The sequence below is a fragment of the Mucilaginibacter sp. genome (assembly GCF_025362475.1).
In the GTDB taxonomy this organism is placed as follows: Bacteria; Bacteroidota; Bacteroidia; order Sphingobacteriales; family Sphingobacteriaceae; genus Mucilaginibacter.
Map to the genome: position 1 here is coordinate 282,532 of NZ_JANYGH010000058.1, position 18,997 is coordinate 301,528.

Consider the following 18,997-nt stretch of genomic DNA (forward strand, 5'->3'; position numbering starts at 1 on the left):
AGATATGAAGATCAATGTACTTGCTTTTGGAGTAACAAAGGAAATATTCGGAAGTTCGTTGGTTAGTCTGGAATTAACCAATGATGCCACTATTTACAATTTAAAATATGTACTTGAGCAGCAATATCCGCGCCTTAAACAGCTTGCATCATACATGGTTGCCGTAAATAACGAATATGCCCTACCCGGAGATACTATTCATGAACGCGACGAGATTGCCATTATACCACCGGTAAGCGGAGGCTAATCATTGGACAAAGGATTTTTGGATCAAGGACAAAGGATTTCTGGATCAAGGATTAAGGACTTATTTTCCTTTTCGTTTAAACATACAATAATATAAAAACCATGATCCTTGTTCCTGGCTCTCTTAATCATTTATCCTAAAAAAATGGGCATCAGAAAAGCCACGCTGGATGATCAGCCTTCCATATCAAACCTGCTGACACAACTGGGCTATCCGGGAACAGAAGCTTTTTTACCTGAAAACCTGGTGCAGATGTTAAGTCAGCCATGGTCTGATGTACTGGTGTATGTTTTAAAGGATAAGGTTGTAGGGGTTATAGCCTTTGATTTTTTAACACAACTGGCAGTTAAAGGCAGTTTTGCGAGGATAAGCTGTTTTGCTGTAGATGAAGATGCGCGCGATAAAGGAGTTGGCAAATTATTGGAAGAACATTTTACCAATTTGGCAAGAGAGAAAAAGTGCGACCGGATAGAAGTGCACTGCCACTTGCGCAGGGTTGGCGCACATCGTTTTTATGAACGCCAGGGTTACCATGAATCGCCAAAATATTTTTTCAAATCATTAATTGATTAGGTGCTATGAACAACATACAAATATTACTTTCGACAGAAACTCTGGATACACAAACATGCATTGATTGGATCATGTCGCCAGAATCTGGTGGGATAGATGTATTTATTGGCACTGTGCGCAATGCCACCAAAGGTAAAGCCGTTTTAAAACTTGATTTTGAAGCTTATGAGCCCATGGCTTTTAGCGAAATGGAAAAGATCGCCAAACAAGCCTTTGAAAAATGGCCCGTGCAGAAAGTTTTAATCCATCACCGTACGGGTACATTACAGGTTGGCGAAATACCTGTGATCATTGCCGTATCCGCCGCACACCGGGATGCCGCTTTTGAAGCCTGCCGCTATATTATTGATACCCTTAAGCAAACTGTTCCTATCTGGAAAAAAGAAGCTTTTGAAGATGGCGAGGTTTGGGTAGCAGCACATCCTTAGGGGAATTTAAAACTCTAAATCCTAAACTTCAAATCCTAAACTCTAAACCTAAAAAGGTTAATCCATTTTTAATTATGCTGGATTAGTGCAATTCGAAAAAATTCGTGTAATTCATGTTAATTCAATTACTCAATAATCCCATTATAGCTTGTCAACCCACCCTCCAGCGATAACACATCTGCCTCGGGTATTCTTTTCAGAATCAGCTTCACCGCTTCAGCGCTTCTGTTACCGGTTGAGCAGTATAATACTTTTGTATTGGTGCTGGTGAAGTAGGGCATATCCTCTTCCAGCTCGTCTAAAGGAATATGGGTACCCCCGATATCATAGGCATCACGTTCCTGAATTGTACGTACATCAATTAGTTCAAGAGTATCATCTTCCTGCATGCGCTTTTTGAGTTCTTGCGCAGATATGGTTGGAAAAGTAACCGTAGTAGCTAAGCACCTGATATGGGTTTTGGTAACCGAACCTATTTTAATAATACGACTTTGCATGCTTTGCGCATCAAAGATCAATATTTTGCCGGCAAGCAGCTCACCTGTATTGGTGATGTATTTGATCACTTCGTTAGCCTGCATGCTGCCAATAATACCTGCCAGTGTAGGAATTACCCCACCCTCGGTACAATTAGGAATCTGGGTAGCATCTACCTGCGGGAAAAGGTCACGGTAATTGGGCGATCTTTGTCCATCCTTATTCGTTACATTCCATACTGCTACCTGGCCTTCAAACTGGTAAATAGCGCCATAAACTAATGGCTTGCCGCTTAAAACACAGGCATCATTTAGTAAATACCGGGTCTCGAAGTTATCGGTACCATCAACCACAATATCATATTGGCTTACAATTCCCAAAACGTTATCTGAAGTGATCTTTTCTCTGTGCGGCACCAGTTTTACACCCGGGTTTTGCTTTTGCAAGCGTTCGCAGGCAAGCATAACTTTTTCCTTCCCCACGTCGTCTGGAGTATACAAAATCTGGCGATGCAGGTTACTCACCGATACTACATCAAAATCGGCTATGCCTATTGTACCCACTCCTGTTGATGTAAGGTATTGTGCTGCCGGGCAGCCAAGGCCCCCCGCGCCTACTATCAGTACTTTTGCCTGCTGTAAAAGTTCTTGTATAGCATCGCCGAATCCTGGTAATGCTATTTGGCAACTATATCTCAGATCGTTGGTGTCCATTAGTTTGTGGCTGTTTTTTGGTGTATAACCCGTTTTATTCTTTCCAGTTCCTCCGGCGTATTCACATTAGTTAATGCCTCAGGCTCGGGCGCGTTCAATAGTGTGATATCTGTATTGATAAGTACCTTGCGCGGACAAGAATATCCCTGCGCTAAAAACGACAATAACACAGGATAACTTTTCGGCTCCCAAATAGCAATAAGCGGTTCGGGAAAATCAGTTACCGGGCTGTGGTAGGCTGTTGCAACAGACGAACTGTTTCGCCACGCTACCAGGTTACGCAAAGTGCCCTCATCCATCAAAGGCAAGTCGCAGGCAATTACCAGCCAGGCGCTATCAGGCCTTTCCCTAAATGCCGATAATATTGCCCCAAAAGGACCAAGCCCGGTAAAGGTATCTTGTAAAGATAGATATTGATCATCTATCTCTGTTTGCTGGCCGGGCCTGCAGGAGATAAAAACTTCGTTACAATAAGGCTTTAACATATCGGCCATGTGGTAGCGCTGTGGCTTACCATGCCAATTTACATTGCCCTTATCAAAACCCATGCGGAGGCTTTGCCCTCCGGCCAAAACCAATCCGTTTAGTACGGGCTGGGCCTGTTGCAAATTGGTTTCAAAAAAAGCGATTATCTTTTCCCTGTCCGATAATTTGTAAATGGGGATCTGTTGCCAGTTTGAAATGGCCTCCTTTATAAAATCAAACAGATCGTCGCTATTATCGGCTAATAAAAACAATTTTACGTTGGTTAATTGTTCAACCCGTTTTTGCAGGGATGCCTTTTTATTAATATCGATAATAACAACCTGCGCATTGGCCTGCTGGTGGTTACCGTTTACCAATACCAGGTCGGCATTGGCAAATTGCTGCTTAAGCTGGTAGGGCATCAGCGGGTTTTGAAAGTTGAACTGCTGATAATTTACCTGGTTGGTATAATCTAATATAGCCCTGCTCGCAAGCCTGCCCGGCATCTGTACAACATCATCGTTGTGAGTTGTATCGGCATAAGCGCAATTATAGGTTGCCGATAAAACTGTTATGATATCATCGGCCAATAACTTTATTACTGTACATGGGGCGCCAACAATTGCCCATTCATTTCTGCCAAAATTCCCTGTGGATGGCCTTGCCAATTGGGCGTGTTTTTTATGTTTGCCTTCGGGGCTATGCTCGTTTAAAATCACGTTTACCTCCTGTTTTTGCTATCAGTTTGGTTTCTTTTATCACAATATCGTGGCTCATGGCCTTGCACATATCGTATACGGTGAGTGCCGCTACTGATGCGCCAACCAGGGCTTCCATTTCAATACCCGTTTTAGCGGTAATGCTTGCTGTGCACTCTATCACTATTTCCTGCTGTTCGTTTACCTGTATAGTAACCTGGCAGTTATCCATGCCCAAAGGATGGCAAAGCGGTATCAGCTCGCCGGTTTTTTTTGCGGCCATGATACCTGCAATGATCGCCGTTTGAAAAACAGGACCTTTTTTGCTGATCAGATCGCCATCGATTAAATGTTGCAGCACTTCATCCGGCAAAACAACAATACTACGCGCTGTAGCCGTGCGATGAGTAACCTGCTTTGCAGATACATCAACCATTGATGGGTTGCCTTGTTTATCTATATGGGTTAACATATTCAATTTTATCTGAACTCGAATTAAACGAATTTTTAGAATTTAAGAATTGCTTTGCCAATGGTAATTTATGTTTGCGGAAATATTTCAGGAAATTCTATAAATTCCTGAAATTCCGGTTCAGACAAATCTCCATATCCTAAACACCTCTCCCCTTTTAAAATCTTCCCTTTCCATAGGTAATTCTAAAAATGCTTCGGTATCTGCTAAGTTAGCAAAATCACCTGAACCATTTCCTTCTACCGGCGAAGCTATTAACTGCCCTTGAATATTACTGTTCAATTTTACCTGCAAATAGTACTGCAAAGCCGGCTGAAACCGAAAATCCTTATCTATTACCGCATAAACAGGCGGTTGTTGCGGCAAGCCTAAAGTTGCCCTCAACCATGTTAAAAAATAACGGTGCAGGCACATAAATGTGGCCACCGGGTTGCCTGGAAATGCAAAGACCAGTACTTTGCCCTGGTATGTACCAAACCAAAACGGCTTACCAGGGCGTTGCGCTACTTTATGAAAAGTTTTTTCTACCTGCAGATCCTCCAGTGCCTGTGGAATGTAATCAAACTTCCCCATAGAAATACCTCCACTTAGCAGCAGCACATCATAATTTTGCAGGCATTGCTGTATCTGTGCCTTCGTAATTTCGGGATCATCCGGAATATGCAAAATATCTGGCTGGAGCCCCTGTTGTTGCAAAACTGCTTTTACAGTATAGCTATTGGATTTGCGGATCTGGTATGGCGATGGTGTTTCATGTACATCAACCAGTTCATCACCCGATGAAATAATAACCACTTTAGGCATTTTTTTCACCAGTAGATGGGTTTTACCAACTGATGCAGCCAGGCTGATGATTGCCGGAGAAACCAATTGGCCCGATACTGCCAATACTTCACCCTGCTTTTTATCAGCGCCCCGGATATGAATGTTTTGGCCTTGCCTAATCTCCGGGCCATGAATACTGGCCAACCCTGCCCTGATCTCTACATCCTCGTACCGGATAATTGTATTGACCGATGCAGGCAATACCGCCCCGGTCATAATCTCGACGCACTCGTTTAACTCAGTAATTTCTATTGGTTCATCGCCCGCAGCTTGGGTTGCCTTGATATGGAAAGTACTGATATCCTTTTCAATGGCCTGGTAATTTATGGCAATACCATCCATGGTTACCCGGTTAAAAGGAGGCAGATCACGATCTGCTGTTATATGTTCGGCCAGTACTTTACCTAATGCCAGTTCAAAGGGTATGGTTTCTTCACCATAGCTCTTTATTTGGGCAAGTATTAGTTTTTCGGCTTGTTCAACAGTTGTCATAGTTTTAGTTAAAAGCTAAAGGCAGAAAGCCTAAAGCGTTTTCCTTAATCTTCGAAGTGTATAAATATAAAAACCGTCATTGCATCAGCTTTCAGCTTACTATCCGCCAATAGAGGCCATTGATTCATGGAGCCCCGGGTGTATTACGCGCAGTTTTTCGGCCTCCCAGCCATCTTTAGCGCGGTTTCCAAATGCGTTTAGCAAAACAGTTTGCAAGTCATCATCGCTGGTACCAGCCCGCATCAAATCCTTAATATTCAAACCCCCATCATCATATAAACAGGTTTTCAATTCGCCTTGTGGGGTAATCCGGATTCGGTTGCAGGTGCCGCAAAACGTACGCGAATAAGCTGCAATAATTCCAATTGTACCTTTATGACCCGGTATTTGATAATTATATGATGTGGAATAAGCCGGATCTGTCAGTTTTTGGATCTGTGGATATTTGGTTTTGATCTCATCCAGGATCCGTACATAATCCCACTGTAAACCAGTGTACACGTGTCCGTCGCCATTAAAGGGCATCTCTTCTATAAATCTTACACTTACGGGCAAATCTTTGGTCATTTCAACCAACGGAATAATATCCTGTGTGTTTTTACCATCCATTACCACAGCATTTATTTTCACCTCCATATCATGTTGCAGCAATGCATCCAAACCTGCCATTACATTGGCAAACTCGTCGCGGCGGGTAATGGCAAAAAAGCGATTGGCATCCAGTGTATCCAAACTTAGGTTTACAGAGCGTACACCTATTTTTTTAAGTTCGGGTACGTAAGGTGCCGTTAATACTCCATTTGTAGTGATACTGAGATCCTGTAAACCATCCAGTTGTGAAATAGAGCTGAGCAAAGTCATGATATCTTTACGTACAAAGGGCTCGCCACCGGTAATACGGATTTTTTGAATACCCATTTTTACTAAAAGGGCACAGCTTTGCAGCATTTCCTCGTAACTCATCAGTTCCTTACGCGACAGCCAGTTAAGGCCATCCTCGGGCATACAATAAAAACAGCGCAAATTGCACCTGTCCGTCACCGCAAGGCGAAGGTAATTGATCTTTCGGCCGTGATTATCTATCAGCAATTTATAAAATTTACGATGTATACAATTTAATTAACAAATTTGAGGTTTTTAAGTTTAATGATCGTTACTGTAAAAATAAAAATTACAAATTTGACCATTGTGGTTTAAATGTACTTTTTATAGCTTAGAATTGAGAATATTAGTCTATTCAAGAATATTATCGAATTTACTACGTGAAAGAATTAAAAGACATCGTGAACGCCTTTGATAAGGCAGATAAAATTGGCTTACAAACAGCATTGGCCACGGTTGTGCACGTGGAAGGCTCCTCATACCGCCGGGCCGGCGCCCGTATGCTGATCACTGAGGATGGGCAGCTTACCGGAGCCATAAGTGGTGGTTGCCTTGAAGGCGATGCCCTGCGCAAAGCCCGCCTGGTAATGGCCCAAAACAAGCCTATGCTGGTTACTTATGATACTACCGACGATGATGATGCTAAATTGGGTGTGGGCCTGGGCTGTAACGGCATTATCCATATTTTGATTGAACCTATTTTTTCCAAAAAACAGGATAACCCGATCAACCTTTTTAAGTTGTTTTTGAGCAAACGCGAGCCTGTTGTGCTCGTTACCCTTTTTACCATGAACAACAAACAGGCAGCACAACCCGGCACCTGTTTACTGCTTAATAAGGATGAACGGATAATTGGAGAGTTTCCTGACGATGAGATTAAAGATGCATTACTTACGGATGCAAAAAATGTACTGGTAAACGGCAACTCGGTAACCAAAACTTATTTATATGGCGATAAGTTCACCTGCTTTATTGAATTGATGCAACCTGCGGTTTCATTAGTGATATTTGGCGCAGGTAATGATGCTATACCATTAGTACAAATAGCGGCTACACTGGGCTGGCTGATATATATGGTTGATGGCCGGTCAAACTACGCCATTCCTGAAAGGTTTCCGCTTGCGGAAAAGATTATCATATCAAAACCAGAAAACGTGTTGCCACAGATTATTATTGATGAACGTACTGTAATTATGCTGATGACACACAACTATAATTACGATCAGTGCGTATTAAAGCAGCTGCTATCGCTCAGCATCTCTTACATAGGGATATTGGGACCAAAAAAACGCTTGCAAAGAATGCTGGATGAGTTTGCCGATGAAGGCGTAAAAATTACTTCAGAACAATTAGAAAGCGTATTTGGACCGGCAGGTTTAGATATTGGGTCAGAAAATGCTGATGAAATTGCGCTATCCATCATTGCCGAAATGCAGGCAGTTTTAAAGAAAAGAGCAGGTACATCGTTACGTTACAAAACCAATATCCATAACCGCGAACCGGAACAAATTATACGGCAGCCTATGCTATAACCGATAACCAATTAAGCCAATGACCGGGATAATTATACTCGCTGCGGGCTCTTCAAGCCGCTTTGGATCGCCTAAACAGAACCTTATCTACCAGGGGAAAACTTTACTGCAGCGAGCTATCCAAACTGCAATCACTTCTGCCAGCTGTGAATCGGTACTGGTAGTACTGGGAGCCAACGAAGACGAGATAAGACCCCATATATCTGACCAACAGGTGAATATCGTTTACAACCCCCAATGGCAGGAAGGTATGGCCTCATCTATCAGATTAGGGATATCAGAACTTCAAAGGCTTGAACCCTTAACAACATCAGTTTTGTTAATGTTATGCGACCAGCCATTTGTAGACCCCTTACTTATTTACCAGCTAACCGAACGAAAAACAGAAAACGATAGTGGTATTGTAGCGTGCGAATACAAAAGCACTTTTGGTGTGCCTGCTTTATTTGATGAAAAATATTTCCCTCACCTTAAAAGTTTAACAGGGAATGAAGGAGCAAAAAAACTGATCAATTCATATCCCGAAGATGTAGTATCGGTACCTTTTGCCCTGGGAGCTATTGATATCGATACTATTGAAGATTATGAACGATTAAATAACCGGTAACTACGCTGTAGCCACCAGTTTATTTACGCTTCTGTAAACGTACTCGTTATAGATATGCCTACGGGCAAACCTTCCAGGCGAATCGGCATTAATCAGTTTTATATAAACTGCCTTAGGTACATCAAAGTATTCATAGGCATTGCCATCTAAAAAAGTAATTTTTAACACCTGCGATTTATATTCAAAATCAGCAATATTTGATGAAGAAGTTGTAAGCGTGTATTCGTTTAACGATTGACCGCGGGTTTCTGGCGCAATACTTACCAAAAAGTGGTATGCTTCGATGATGGTTTTACTTTTCTCCTCAGCCTCAATCCTGCTTTCATCCTGGAATTTATCCGGATGCCAGGTTTTCATCATGTTGCGGTAGTTGGTTTTTAATTCCTGTAGTTCGGCAGCTTCGTTTACGCCCAAAAGTTTCCTGTAGTCGACAATTTTTTTCATGCTATTAATTTAATTTTATTGTCGTTGAAGCAGAAAGCGTAAAAATTAAGTGCTTTGTTTTCAAGAAAATAATGGCGCAAAGATACACTTTTAAAATAATAATTTATAGGCTGCGTTGCGAAATGATTTTAACTTGTTTTGAGGTTAATATTTAGGTTACATTAATGCTGCCGGGAGAAGTGCACAATTGCGTTTCCTGCTTGCAAATTCAACAGCTCCCCTATCGTCTCTGTACAGTTGGAGACGCAAATATGCGTCTCTACTATTTAAACAAACAAGTTGAGATTCCCCCTTAATAGAAAATGTTATTTATCCTGCTGTTTTAAAGCTACATTAATCAACAAAAAACACAAGGAGTGACATATAAAATCAAACTTTCCTGAAATAGATCATGGAGGGTAGTTTCCCAAATACATATTCAGTCACTTCGCACAGCCACATTTCCTGATTCAATATTTCGCCGTTGTATTCTTTTAACAGGTAGATGCCACCACCTATTTGCTGCGAATAATCGTGGATCAGTTGAAGCGTGTCTGCTCCATCAAAAGATTCTTCAGCCAATAAAAGTTCAACCTCATTGCTCCCACTACCAACATAGTCGAGCATAGTATCTGCGCCCTCCACCATTTCCAGGTCGGCATGTTGGCCTTGCCAGTCGGGGATATCGATGTACCATCTGTTGGTGGGTTCTTTGATAAATTTGTAGGAGGTTTGGGACATGGGGATAAAATTAATTAATAGGGGTTGAAAAACAAATTTTTTTTATGTTCAATCCGACTCACAGTAAAACAAAAAAGGTTCCACCCAACGGCAGAACCTTTTTAAGATCTAAAAAGCTATCAGCTTATTTAACTACCGAAAACTTGTATAGTGATTGTGTTTTGTAAGTTTCGCCAGTCTTCAATTCGGTTGATGGAAATTGAGGTTGGTTTGGCGAATCTGGATAATGCTGGGTTTCCATAGCAAATGAGGTACGGAACTCATCTTTTAAACCGCGTTTCATGGCATTTTTGGCTTGCATAAAGTTACCGCTGTAAAACTGTAAACCTGGCTCCTCGGTATATACTTCCATTTTTATACCGCTTTTATCGCCAATTACTGTAGCTATCGGAGTTGTAATATCGTGTTTGTTCAGTACATAGTTATGATCATAACCTTTGCCATTTTTCAACTGCTCGTTATTATCATTTATCCTTTTGCCAATAGTTTCGGCGCTGGTGAAATCAAACGGGGTGCCTTTTACACTTTCAATTTTCCCGGTAGGGATCAAACCCGCATCAACGGGAATATAGTTATCAGCATTAACCTGTACCAGGTGGTTTAATATGGTACCGCTGCCTTCGCCATTAAGGTTAAAAAACGCGTGATTAGTTAGGTTAACTACAGTATTTTTATCAGTATGCGCTTCGTAAACGCATTTAAACTCATTATTATCAGTTAAGCTGTATATAACTTTTACAGTTAAGTTGCCGGGAAAACCTTCTTCCATATCTTTAGACAAGTAACTAAGTTCCAATGTTGATGAATCAATCTGTTTGGCATCCCAAACTACACTCTGGTAACCATTTTTACCGCCATGCAGGGTATTTGGCGGATTGTTGATAGATGATTGATAATCCTTACCATCTAACTTAAAATGGCCTTTGGCAATACGGTTACCATAACGGCCAATAGTTGCACCATAATAAGGCTCGGTTGAATTTACAAAACCATCCACACTCTCAAATCCCAAAACAACATCAGTAAGCTTACCTGTTTTATCGGGCACTAATAAACTAACTATACGACCACCATAATTGGTGAAAGTGGCAGTTATCCCATTTTTGTTTTTAAGGGTATATAAGTGGGTTTGTTTTCCATCGATTGTTTTTTCAAATGCTGCAGCGGTGGTTTTGGTACTATCCGTCATGTCGTTTGTTTTCTTTTGGGTTGAAGTTTGATTACAGGCGGCCAAAGATAAACAGGCCGGCAACATTATTAATGATAGATTTTTAAATAAATGATTCATAAGTAGGTTTTTTATGGTTGGTTTAAAATTAGTATTTTTTGCTTATCCTTTAACCTTATAATGCACTTCACTCAAATTCCTTAATCTCTCGGCGGCATACTCAGCTGTGATATCACGTTGAGGATTAGCCAGCATTTCGTAACCAACCATGAATTTTTTTACCGTTGCAGATCGTAACAAAGGCGGATAAAAATGCATGTGCCAATGCCAGTAAGGGTGTTCGCCCATATTTACCGGCGATTGATGCATCCCGGCAGAGTACGGAAATGATGTTTCAAACATATTATCATACCTAACCGTTAGTCTTTTAATAGCATCAGCAAGGGCTGTTTTTTCCTCATCCGTAAAATAAACAATGCTGGTAATGTGCCTTTTGCTTACTATCATGGTTTCATAAGGCCAAACCGCCCAAAAAGGAACTAATATCACAAAGTGTTCATTTTCGAAAATAACGCGTTCCTGGCGTTTTAGTTCCAATGCAATATAATCGCCAAGCAGGCTGCGGCCTTTTTGTTCGAAATGATTTTTCTGCTGCTGGGTTTCTTTAGCTACCTCTACAGGGATACTATTTTGAGCCCAGATCTGGCCGTGTGGGTGCGGATTGCTACAGCCCATAATATCACCTTTGTTTTCAAATATCTGGATGTGTTTTATCCATGGGTATGATGAAAGATCCTCAAATTCAGATTGCCAAACATCAACAACCTTCCTGATCGCGGCTGTTTCCATCTGCGGCAAAGTAAGATCATGCCTGGGCGAAAAACTGATAACCCTGCAAATTCCCTTTTGGCTATTAGCCACTAATAACTCGTCATCATTTAAACCACCATCTGGTGTGTTCAGCAATAATGACGAATAGTCGTTTGTAAAAACAAAGCTTGCTTTGTAATCGGGATTTTCACTACCATCGGCCCGTTTGTTTGTGGGGCAAAGGTAACATTGCGCATCATACTGAGGTCTTTCATCGGCTTGCGTTGCCTCCACCTTACCCTGCCATGGGCGTTTGGTACGATGAGGCGATACTAAAATCCAGTCACCGGTTAAAATATTTAAACGGCTATGCGGATGCTCTTTCAGATCAAAACTGTTATTGTCCATTGTATTTTTGTACAGGTTTTATTGGCCACGGGTAATTGGTTTGTACCCTTTACGTTTCAAAAGTAAAAAAATAAATGTAAACCTTACATTTAAAATAAAAAAGTTGAAAAAATCTTCTGCCTGCACCTGTTAAATGCTAAGAACACATCAAAAAGCTAAGTAAGCAAAAGATTACTTACCAATAAAAAAAGCGTCGAATGTTCATCCAACGCTTTTCCTTATATATAATTAACAAAGCTTATTTAGTTGTACTGGTCTTTTTCTTAACGGCGGTTGCAGCTTTGGCTGCCACTGCTTTTTTAGCGCCTTTAATGTCGGCTTCTGCTTTGGCAGTAATAGCTTTTGCTTTGGTTTCTGCTTTCGCTTTAACATCAGCTGCTGCTTTTTTAGCTATTGCAGTTTCAGTTTTAGCTTCCTGAACAATTGCCTTAGCTTTTTCGGCAGCTTTAGTTTTCAAGTCGGTAGCCGCTACCTTAGCCTTATCAGCAGTTGCGGTAACTTTTGCTGTTATTGATGCTTTTTCATCTGAAACCTTTTTGCTGGCCGTCGCTTTTTTTGAGATTACTTTCTCTTTCAAATCTTCCAGTTTCTCCTCGGCTGCTTCTTTTACATCCTCTGCTGTGTCTTTGGTGCCATCCCAAAGACTTTCTATAGTTTCTTTAACCTTTTCAAAAAATCCCTTTTCTTCAGGTTTGGTTGCGTTGGTACTCATGATGTTTTTATAGATAAAAGGTAAATATTAATTTGTTATTTAATAATAACCGTTATAATTAAACTTTGTTTTACAGTGAATTAACAAATGATGATTCAATAAGCTGATACTGTGATAACTGTTTAAATTATAAACCGTACTTTTGCCGGCTATATATAAAATATGAAATTTCCGAAGTTTGCCGATCTGATACTGTTTGAGAATGATGATGTGATTGTAGTTAACAAGCCTCCTTTTTTAAGTTCGCTTGATGAACGCGAAGGAGGCGAGGTAAATTTACTAAGGTTGGCAAAAGGCTATTGGGAAGATGCCCAGATTTGTCACCGTTTAGATAAGGAGACTTCCGGCGCTTTGATCATCGCTAAAAATCCCGAAGCTTACCGGATGGTGAGCATGCAGTTTGAAAAACGGCAGGTAAAAAAAGTATACCATGCTATTATTGATGGCACTCATACTTTTGATAATTTACTGATAGATCTGCCTATATTAAATGTGGGCAAAGGCAATGTGACCATTAGTCGCCAAGAAGGCAAACGTGCTGAAACCTGGTTTCAGTCATTAAAATATTTTAAACACTATACATTAGTAGAATGCCGCCCGGTAACCGGCCGCATGCACCAGATAAGGATACACCTGGCAACTCAAAGGGCTTCAATAGCCGGGGACGAAATGTACAAAGGCGAGCCTGTTTTTCTATCCAAAATAAAAAGGAAATACCGTTTAGGTAAGGATCAGGAGGAGTTACCGATTATGAAACGCTTTGCTCTGCACGCTTACGAGGTAACATTTAAAATTAATCCTGAGACAGAGGTCACTATACATGCCCCCTATCCCAAGGATTTTGAAACACTTTTAAAACTACTGGAGAAATTTGATAGTTAGTTTCCCCATAATTTTATCCGCTTTGTTTTGCTACTACTCAGTAATTGTGTCTTTCCTGACAGTTAACCTTTCAGTAATTGTATCTCTCTTTAGAGATAATTCCTTCTTAATTGTAGTTTTTGAAGGAGCAGGAGCTGCATTGTCTTTTTTGCAGGAAAAGTAGCCTGTGGCAATAACTGCCATTAATAGAAATGTAAATTTTTTCATAATTTTAAAAAAACGGATAGTATTTAGTACAATAGTAATTATAATAAACGCCTCAATCAAATATTACGAAAAAAAAGATAACCACGGGGATAGTTTTAACCAACCGATAAGCAATATTAAATTATAGTTAATCGAATTAATTCATTTGCGCTGATTTTGAGGTAGATACCAGTAAAAAGCTTAATTAATATTTTTCTCTCAAACTTAATTGCGCTATACTTGGTGTTGCAAACACAAATTAAATATTGTTGCATATTATTGTAAATATTTGATAACTAACCCGTTAATTTTTATTATATGTTTGGTTTTATCACCGGCGAGTGTATTTTTATCCTAAATTGCTTCCACTTTGAAAAAAATTAGTCTTGCTATAATAATCTTATTACTGTGCTCATTTAAAGCGACTTTTGCCCAGCCCTCTGTTAAAAAAGACAGCCTGGCTGATTACATTTTACTGAAGGATCAGGAGAAACGGGAAAGAAAAGTAATCATGTACATTAAAACTTTTTTTCAAAACTCACCGCTGGATCAACTTGATGCTAAAAAGAAAGCCATCACCGATACTTTTACGAAATATAATTTCGAGCACAGGGAATCAATATCATACTTTATGGAAAGTATATATCAGAGACGGCTTGAAAACCTCCAGGAATCACAAAACGCCTTAATAAAAGCCATAGATGAGGCACACAAAAGCAGCGACCACCTGCTTCTTTTTGATTATTTTACCCATCTCGCCTTTTTACAAACCGACGAAGGAAATTCCATTGGAGCAGTATCAAGCTATGGGCTGGCAAAGAATGAAGTAAAAAAATTAAATGATCCTTATTTAGAGGCATTGTTAGATGTCAATATATCTGATATATATTATAAGAGTGGTCTTTACGGCCAGTCGCTATCCTACCTTAACCAGGCGCAACGCATTATTGACGAAAACAAGATCAATCGCCTTAACGCTTTGAGTCTGATAACGTATAATAAAGCCGAGAACTATTTCAGGACCAGAAATTACGATTCTTTAAGGCTTTGTCATGAAAAACTATTTGGTCCCAAAAACCGAACGTACAAATTACATACCTATCAAAAACGTACCAGCTACTATCTTGATTTATTAAAACACAACTATAAAGGCGCCATAAAGAAAATTAATACATTATTAAAAGATAGCCTTTATGTAAAAAGCGACCTGGAGGAGCAAATGCTTGCTGATGCCTATTATAGTAACGGACAAATAGATTCGGCCCAATACATGACCGAAAAGCAACTGGCTAAACCATCTCAAAAAAACCATCCCGAAATAAAATACCACCTATATGAAGTACTTGGCCAAATAGCCGAGCTTAAAAACGACGAAAAGCTTGCCGCCTACAACTTTAAACTGGCATTGGGAGAATTAAAACAAAACATCAACAACCTATTGCAGGTAGGTGATAAATCCTCCCAGATAAAAATCAATGAAGTGCAAAGCCTCTATTATGTAAACCTACTCAAATATGAGCGGGAGCGCTTATGGATGCTATTTGCTATTGCACTGGCAGTTTTAGCAGTTATAGTTGTTGCTATATTTTACCGCAACAGCCGACAGAAAAGAGATTACGAGCAATTGCTATTTGCAGCAAAAAAACAGGAACTGGCTTCTATAAACTCCCATGAGGTACGTAACCACCTGTCAAATATCTTAGGCCTGCTTGATTTGATGAAGGATAGTGAAACAAAAGAAGAATTGCTTAAAACACGCAAGTATTTATTGTATTCGGCCGAAGAGTTGGATAAAAATCTAAAAAACGTATCTCAAAAGCTAAGTGAAAAGGATTAATTAACTAAAAAAAGAATAGTTCTATCCGCATAAACAGCCCTTTTTGGCTTAAATGGCCAATACTTTACACTTTTCGTAAAAAACCACGATTTAAGAAATACAAAAATATAAAATTGCTAAAAAAGCCATTTATCGGGTTAATTATTATGTATTTGTAGTTAATTAATAGTGTTTGTTGAAAAAAATTATAAAAAAATCATTAAATCGTAGTGATTTTTGTAAAAATAATTTAAATTCGCCTTATTAATTGGCGAGATTAATACAAAAACTATCAATAGAACCCCAACTTTACAAATTAATTAAAAATGGCAACTAAACTCGAGTACATTTGGCTTGATGGGTACAAACCAACACAAAGCCTGCGTAGCAAAACAAAGATTGAAAAAGATTTCAGCGGTAAATTAGAAGATTGTCCGCTATGGAGCTTTGATGGTTCTTCAACCGAACAGGCACCAGGTGGTTCGTCTGATTGTGTATTAAAGCCTGTTTTTATATGTCCTGATCCTCAAAGAAAAGACGCGTACCTTGTTATGTGCGAAGTTTTGGATTCAAAAGGTGAGCCTCATGAATCAAACGGACGTGCACACATCATGGATGATGATAACGATTTTTGGTTTGGTTTTGAACAGGAATACTTTTTATGGGATCCTAAAACAAACAAACCTCTTGGTTTCCCGGCTGGTGGTTACCCAGGTCCACAAGGTCCTTACTATTGCTCAGTAGGCGCAAACAACGCATATGGTCGTGAAATTGTTGAAGAGCACTTAGACGTATGTTTAGATGCTGGCTTAAATGTTGAAGGCATAAATGCTGAGGTAGCTGCAGGTCAGTGGGAATTCCAGATCTTTGCTAAAGGTGCAAAAGAAGCTGGTGACCAAATCTGGGTAGCACGTTATTTATTAGAAAGAATTGGTGAAAGCTATGGCGTTTCTATCAACTGGCATTGCAAACCGTTAGGTGAATTGGATTGGAATGGTTCTGGTATGCACGCTAACTTCTCAAACACTACTTTACGTACTGCAAACAGCAAAGAAACTTTCACAGCTATCTGCGAAGCTTTCCGCCCTGCGGTTGCTGAGTGTGTTGCCGTATATGGTGCTCATAACGAATTACGTTTAACAGGTAAACACGAAACTGCATCTATTAATGATTTCAGCTATGGTGTTTCTGATCGTGGTGCTTCTATCCGTATCCCATTGTATACAGTGGATCATAACTGGAGTGGTTACCTTGAAGATCGTCGTCCTAACTCGGCTGCCGATCCTTACAAAGTTGCCGCGGTGATTATCAAAACTGTAAAATCAGCTAAAGTTTAATCCCCCACATATATAATTTTCTAAAATCCCCTGATCTTAAAAGAATCAGGGGATTTTTTTTGAACCCATTTATTTGGTTTTGGTATTGATGTATTGTACATAGTTGCCACCGGCAATTCGTTTAAGCCTGTTCTCCGGCCAGTTATATAAGTAAGCCCAGCAGGTAATTACTTCATCATCCTTTATAACCTTAATCAACTCCCTTGTATATTCATGTGGATGCAGTTCGTTTGCGCCAATACCCTCATATCTGTCAATTACATCCAAAACCTTTTGGGGATTGTCAATTAAATATATCCTGCCGTAAACATATTGGTTTGTGCTTGCATCGGCAATAGCGCCCGGATATTCACCGGCATTATAAAGCCTACCTTTAAATTTGCCTTGCCCAAGTAGTTTACAATGCGCTTGCAAATAATCGGCAAACTCATTTCCGCTCATGAGCAGCGTTCCGTAAACAAATAAATACTGGTTAATTGTTGCCATAAATAAAACCTACCTCAAACAAAGGTAAGGCCTAATTCGTATGAATGGATATAACATCCGGAGCAGTTTTTTTATGTTTACATCATAATGGCTATCTTGCTAAATTGAAACCGGCCGTATATTTTATACCATGAATCCAGAACAGATCAAAACATATTTAGAAGAAAATAACATCCAAAAAATAAAATTTGCCTTTGCCGATATTGATGGCGTTTTACGCGGTAAGGTGATCCACCCCAAAAAATTTCTCGAAGGCCTGCAAAGTGGTTATGGTTTTTGCGATGTAGTTTTTGGATGGGATAGCAATGATGTTTGTTATGATAACGTAAAGCTTACCGGTTGGCATACCGGCTATCCGGATAAACTTTGCCGTATCGATTTAAATACCCTTCGTAACATACCGTGGCAGGATAATATACCTTTCTTTTTAGCCGACTACAACGACCCTAATGGCACCGCATTGCCGGCATGCCCCCGCAGTTTATTAAAAAAGATAGTAAAGGAATGTGAAGACCTGGGTTACCATGCCGAATTTGCGCAGGAATTTGAGTGGTTCAACTTCAGGGAAACACCGCAATCTATCAACGATAAGGATTTCACCAATATCAATACCCTTACACCGGGAATGTTTGGTTACTCTATACTGCGCACCTCACAAAACAGTGATTTTTACTATGACCTGTTTAACCTGCTTACCCAATTTAATATCCCAATTGAAGGCTTACATACCGAAACAGGTCCGGGTGTTTATGAAGCTGCTATTGCCCATGATGAAGTTTTAGCCGCTGCCGATAAAGCGGTGCTTTTTAAAACCGCCGTTAAGGAAATTGCCTATAAACACGGCATTATGGCATCGTTCATGGCTAAATGGAATGAGAATTTACCAGGCTGCAGCGGCCATATCCACCAAAGCCTATGGAGTAAGGATAAGGCCGACAACCTTTTCTACAATGCCGATGACCCGAATAAAATGAGTGATCTGCATAAGCACTATCTTGCCGGCCAGCTGTACTGCATGCCGCACCTGTTGCCTATGTATGCACCAACCGTAAACAGTTATAAGCGACTGGTTGAGGGTGCCTGGGCGCCAACAACCATTACCTGGGGAGTAGATAACCGCACCACGGCACTGCGTGTTATAAACACCACACCCGGCTACACCCGGCTGGAAACCCGCATACCTGGTTCAGATACCAATCCTTACCTGGCTATTGCAGCCGCGCTTGCTTCTGGCTTATACGGCATAAAAAACAAATTGCCTTTAAACATACAACCTACTGTAGGCAATGGCTACCAGGATAAAAGCAATGGTGTGCTTGCCCAAAACCTGTATGAGGCTGCTACAGATATGAAAAACTCGCAGATAGCCAAAGAACTTTTTGGTGAAGGCTTTGTGGAGCACTTTACCCAAACCCGGCTGTGGGAACACCGCCAATATGCTAAACATGTTACAGATTGGGAGCTGAAGAGGTATTTTGAAATCATATAATGTTAGTCTGAACCGGGATTTGTGAAATTTATTGAATTAGCAGAATTTTAAAAGCGACTGGAAATTCTACCAATTCAATCAATTCGTTTAATTCCGGTTCAGATAAAAATTCCAGTTCATACAATTTG

The 18,997-nt window shown here is 40.2% G+C and carries 21 protein-coding genes; 9 read left to right on the forward strand and 12 right to left on the reverse strand.

From position 1 onward, the window contains the following. Positions 1-4 precede the first annotated feature (4 nt). From Q0R88_RS19855 to Q0R88_RS19865, 3 genes are all read left to right on the forward strand, one after another. A complete protein-coding gene (locus Q0R88_RS19855; RefSeq protein WP_090649787.1) occupies positions 5-247 on the forward strand; it encodes a MoaD/ThiS family protein in 243 nt (80 codons plus the stop codon). 144 nt (positions 248-391) lie between these two features. Further along, positions 392-820, forward strand: coding sequence for a GNAT family N-acetyltransferase (locus tag Q0R88_RS19860; RefSeq protein WP_295719523.1), 429 nt, complete (start codon positions 392-394; stop codon positions 818-820). Between the two features lie 5 nt (positions 821-825). Continuing rightward, positions 826-1,248, forward strand: a complete 423-nt coding sequence (locus Q0R88_RS19865; protein WP_295719526.1) for a molybdenum cofactor biosynthesis protein MoaE — start codon at positions 826-828, stop codon at positions 1,246-1,248. A gap of 125 nt (positions 1,249-1,373) precedes the next feature. On the opposite strand, the gene Q0R88_RS19870 is transcribed toward Q0R88_RS19865, so the two are convergent. The 5 genes from Q0R88_RS19870 to moaA form a co-directional block, all read right to left on the reverse strand. Further along, positions 1,374-2,438, reverse strand: coding sequence for a HesA/MoeB/ThiF family protein (locus tag Q0R88_RS19870; RefSeq protein ID WP_295719527.1), 1,065 nt, complete (start codon positions 2,436-2,438; stop codon positions 1,374-1,376). Next, positions 2,438-3,622: an NTP transferase domain-containing protein gene (locus tag Q0R88_RS19875; RefSeq protein WP_295719528.1), complete on the reverse strand. Its 1,185-nt coding sequence runs from the start codon at positions 3,620-3,622 to the stop codon at positions 2,438-2,440. Before Q0R88_RS19875 ends, Q0R88_RS19870 begins: the two co-directional genes overlap by 1 nt. Further along, positions 3,603-4,073, reverse strand: a complete 471-nt coding sequence (moaC, locus tag Q0R88_RS19880) for a cyclic pyranopterin monophosphate synthase MoaC (protein ID WP_366087642.1) — start codon at positions 4,071-4,073, stop codon at positions 3,603-3,605. The genes Q0R88_RS19875 and moaC overlap by 20 nt, the downstream gene beginning before the upstream one ends. Positions 4,074-4,193: 120 nt before the next feature. Continuing rightward, the gene (locus tag Q0R88_RS19885; protein ID WP_295719532.1) at positions 4,194-5,390 is read right to left on the reverse strand and encodes a molybdopterin molybdotransferase MoeA; all 1,197 of its coding nucleotides are present in this window, start codon (positions 5,388-5,390) and stop codon (positions 4,194-4,196) included. Between the two features lie 99 nt (positions 5,391-5,489). Next, positions 5,490-6,479: a GTP 3',8-cyclase MoaA gene (gene moaA / locus Q0R88_RS19890; RefSeq protein WP_295719534.1), complete on the reverse strand. Its 990-nt coding sequence runs from the start codon at positions 6,477-6,479 to the stop codon at positions 5,490-5,492. Positions 6,480-6,652: 173 nt separating this feature from the next. Between moaA and Q0R88_RS19895 the strand changes: the two genes are divergently transcribed. Both Q0R88_RS19895 and Q0R88_RS19900 read left to right on the forward strand, forming a co-directional pair. Further along, positions 6,653-7,804 (forward strand): XdhC/CoxI family protein, encoded by a 1,152-nt coding sequence (locus Q0R88_RS19895; protein WP_295719536.1) that lies wholly within the window; start codon positions 6,653-6,655, stop codon positions 7,802-7,804. A gap of 19 nt (positions 7,805-7,823) precedes the next feature. After that, on the forward strand, positions 7,824-8,411 hold the full coding sequence (locus Q0R88_RS19900; protein ID WP_295719538.1) for a nucleotidyltransferase family protein: 588 nt from the start codon (positions 7,824-7,826) through the stop codon (positions 8,409-8,411). On the opposite strand, the gene Q0R88_RS19905 is transcribed toward Q0R88_RS19900, so the two are convergent. The 5 genes from Q0R88_RS19905 to Q0R88_RS19925 all read right to left on the reverse strand — a co-directional run bounded on the left by Q0R88_RS19905 (position 8,412) and on the right by Q0R88_RS19925 (position 12,673). Next, entirely contained in the window at positions 8,412-8,855 is a 444-nt protein-coding gene (locus Q0R88_RS19905) for a KTSC domain-containing protein (protein WP_295719540.1), read from the reverse strand. Between the two features lie 369 nt (positions 8,856-9,224). Continuing rightward, on the reverse strand, positions 9,225-9,575 hold the full coding sequence (locus tag Q0R88_RS19910; RefSeq protein WP_295719543.1) for a DUF6717 family protein: 351 nt from the start codon (positions 9,573-9,575) through the stop codon (positions 9,225-9,227). A gap of 124 nt (positions 9,576-9,699) precedes the next feature. After that, positions 9,700-10,863 (reverse strand): aldose epimerase family protein, encoded by a 1,164-nt coding sequence (locus Q0R88_RS19915; protein WP_295719545.1) that lies wholly within the window; start codon positions 10,861-10,863, stop codon positions 9,700-9,702. A 42-nt stretch (positions 10,864-10,905) separates the two neighbouring features. After that, positions 10,906-11,961 carry a UDP-glucose--hexose-1-phosphate uridylyltransferase gene (locus Q0R88_RS19920; RefSeq protein WP_295719547.1) on the reverse strand — a complete coding sequence of 352 codons (1,056 nt, stop codon included), beginning with the start codon at positions 11,959-11,961 and terminating at the stop codon, positions 10,906-10,908. Positions 11,962-12,199: 238 nt separating this feature from the next. Further along, positions 12,200-12,673, reverse strand: coding sequence for a hypothetical protein (locus tag Q0R88_RS19925; protein ID WP_295719550.1), 474 nt, complete (start codon positions 12,671-12,673; stop codon positions 12,200-12,202). A 162-nt stretch (positions 12,674-12,835) separates the two neighbouring features. Here Q0R88_RS19925 and Q0R88_RS19930 point away from each other — a divergent pair, with 162 nt between their 5' ends. After that, positions 12,836-13,555: an RNA pseudouridine synthase gene (locus Q0R88_RS19930; protein WP_295719552.1), complete on the forward strand. Its 720-nt coding sequence runs from the start codon at positions 12,836-12,838 to the stop codon at positions 13,553-13,555. 33 nt (positions 13,556-13,588) lie between these two features. On the opposite strand, the gene Q0R88_RS19935 is transcribed toward Q0R88_RS19930, so the two are convergent. Then, positions 13,589-13,762 carry a hypothetical protein gene (locus tag Q0R88_RS19935; RefSeq protein WP_295719554.1) on the reverse strand — a complete coding sequence of 58 codons (174 nt, stop codon included), beginning with the start codon at positions 13,760-13,762 and terminating at the stop codon, positions 13,589-13,591. Positions 13,763-14,111: 349 nt separating this feature from the next. Between Q0R88_RS19935 and Q0R88_RS19940 the strand changes: the two genes are divergently transcribed. Next, positions 14,112-15,578 (forward strand): hypothetical protein, encoded by a 1,467-nt coding sequence (locus tag Q0R88_RS19940; RefSeq protein ID WP_295719555.1) that lies wholly within the window; start codon positions 14,112-14,114, stop codon positions 15,576-15,578. Positions 15,579-15,883: 305 nt separating this feature from the next. Then, positions 15,884-16,894, forward strand: a complete 1,011-nt coding sequence (locus tag Q0R88_RS19945; RefSeq protein ID WP_295719556.1) for a glutamine synthetase beta-grasp domain-containing protein — start codon at positions 15,884-15,886, stop codon at positions 16,892-16,894. A gap of 69 nt (positions 16,895-16,963) precedes the next feature. Here the strand turns inward: Q0R88_RS19945 and Q0R88_RS19950 are convergent, their stop codons facing one another. Continuing rightward, on the reverse strand, positions 16,964-17,380 hold the full coding sequence (locus tag Q0R88_RS19950) for a gamma-glutamylcyclotransferase family protein (RefSeq protein WP_295719558.1): 417 nt from the start codon (positions 17,378-17,380) through the stop codon (positions 16,964-16,966). 130 nt (positions 17,381-17,510) lie between these two features. On the opposite strand from Q0R88_RS19950, the gene Q0R88_RS19955 reads away from it, so the two are divergent. Next, positions 17,511-18,869: a glutamine synthetase family protein gene (locus tag Q0R88_RS19955; protein WP_295719561.1), complete on the forward strand. Its 1,359-nt coding sequence runs from the start codon at positions 17,511-17,513 to the stop codon at positions 18,867-18,869. Positions 18,870-18,997: the final 128 nt, after the last annotated feature.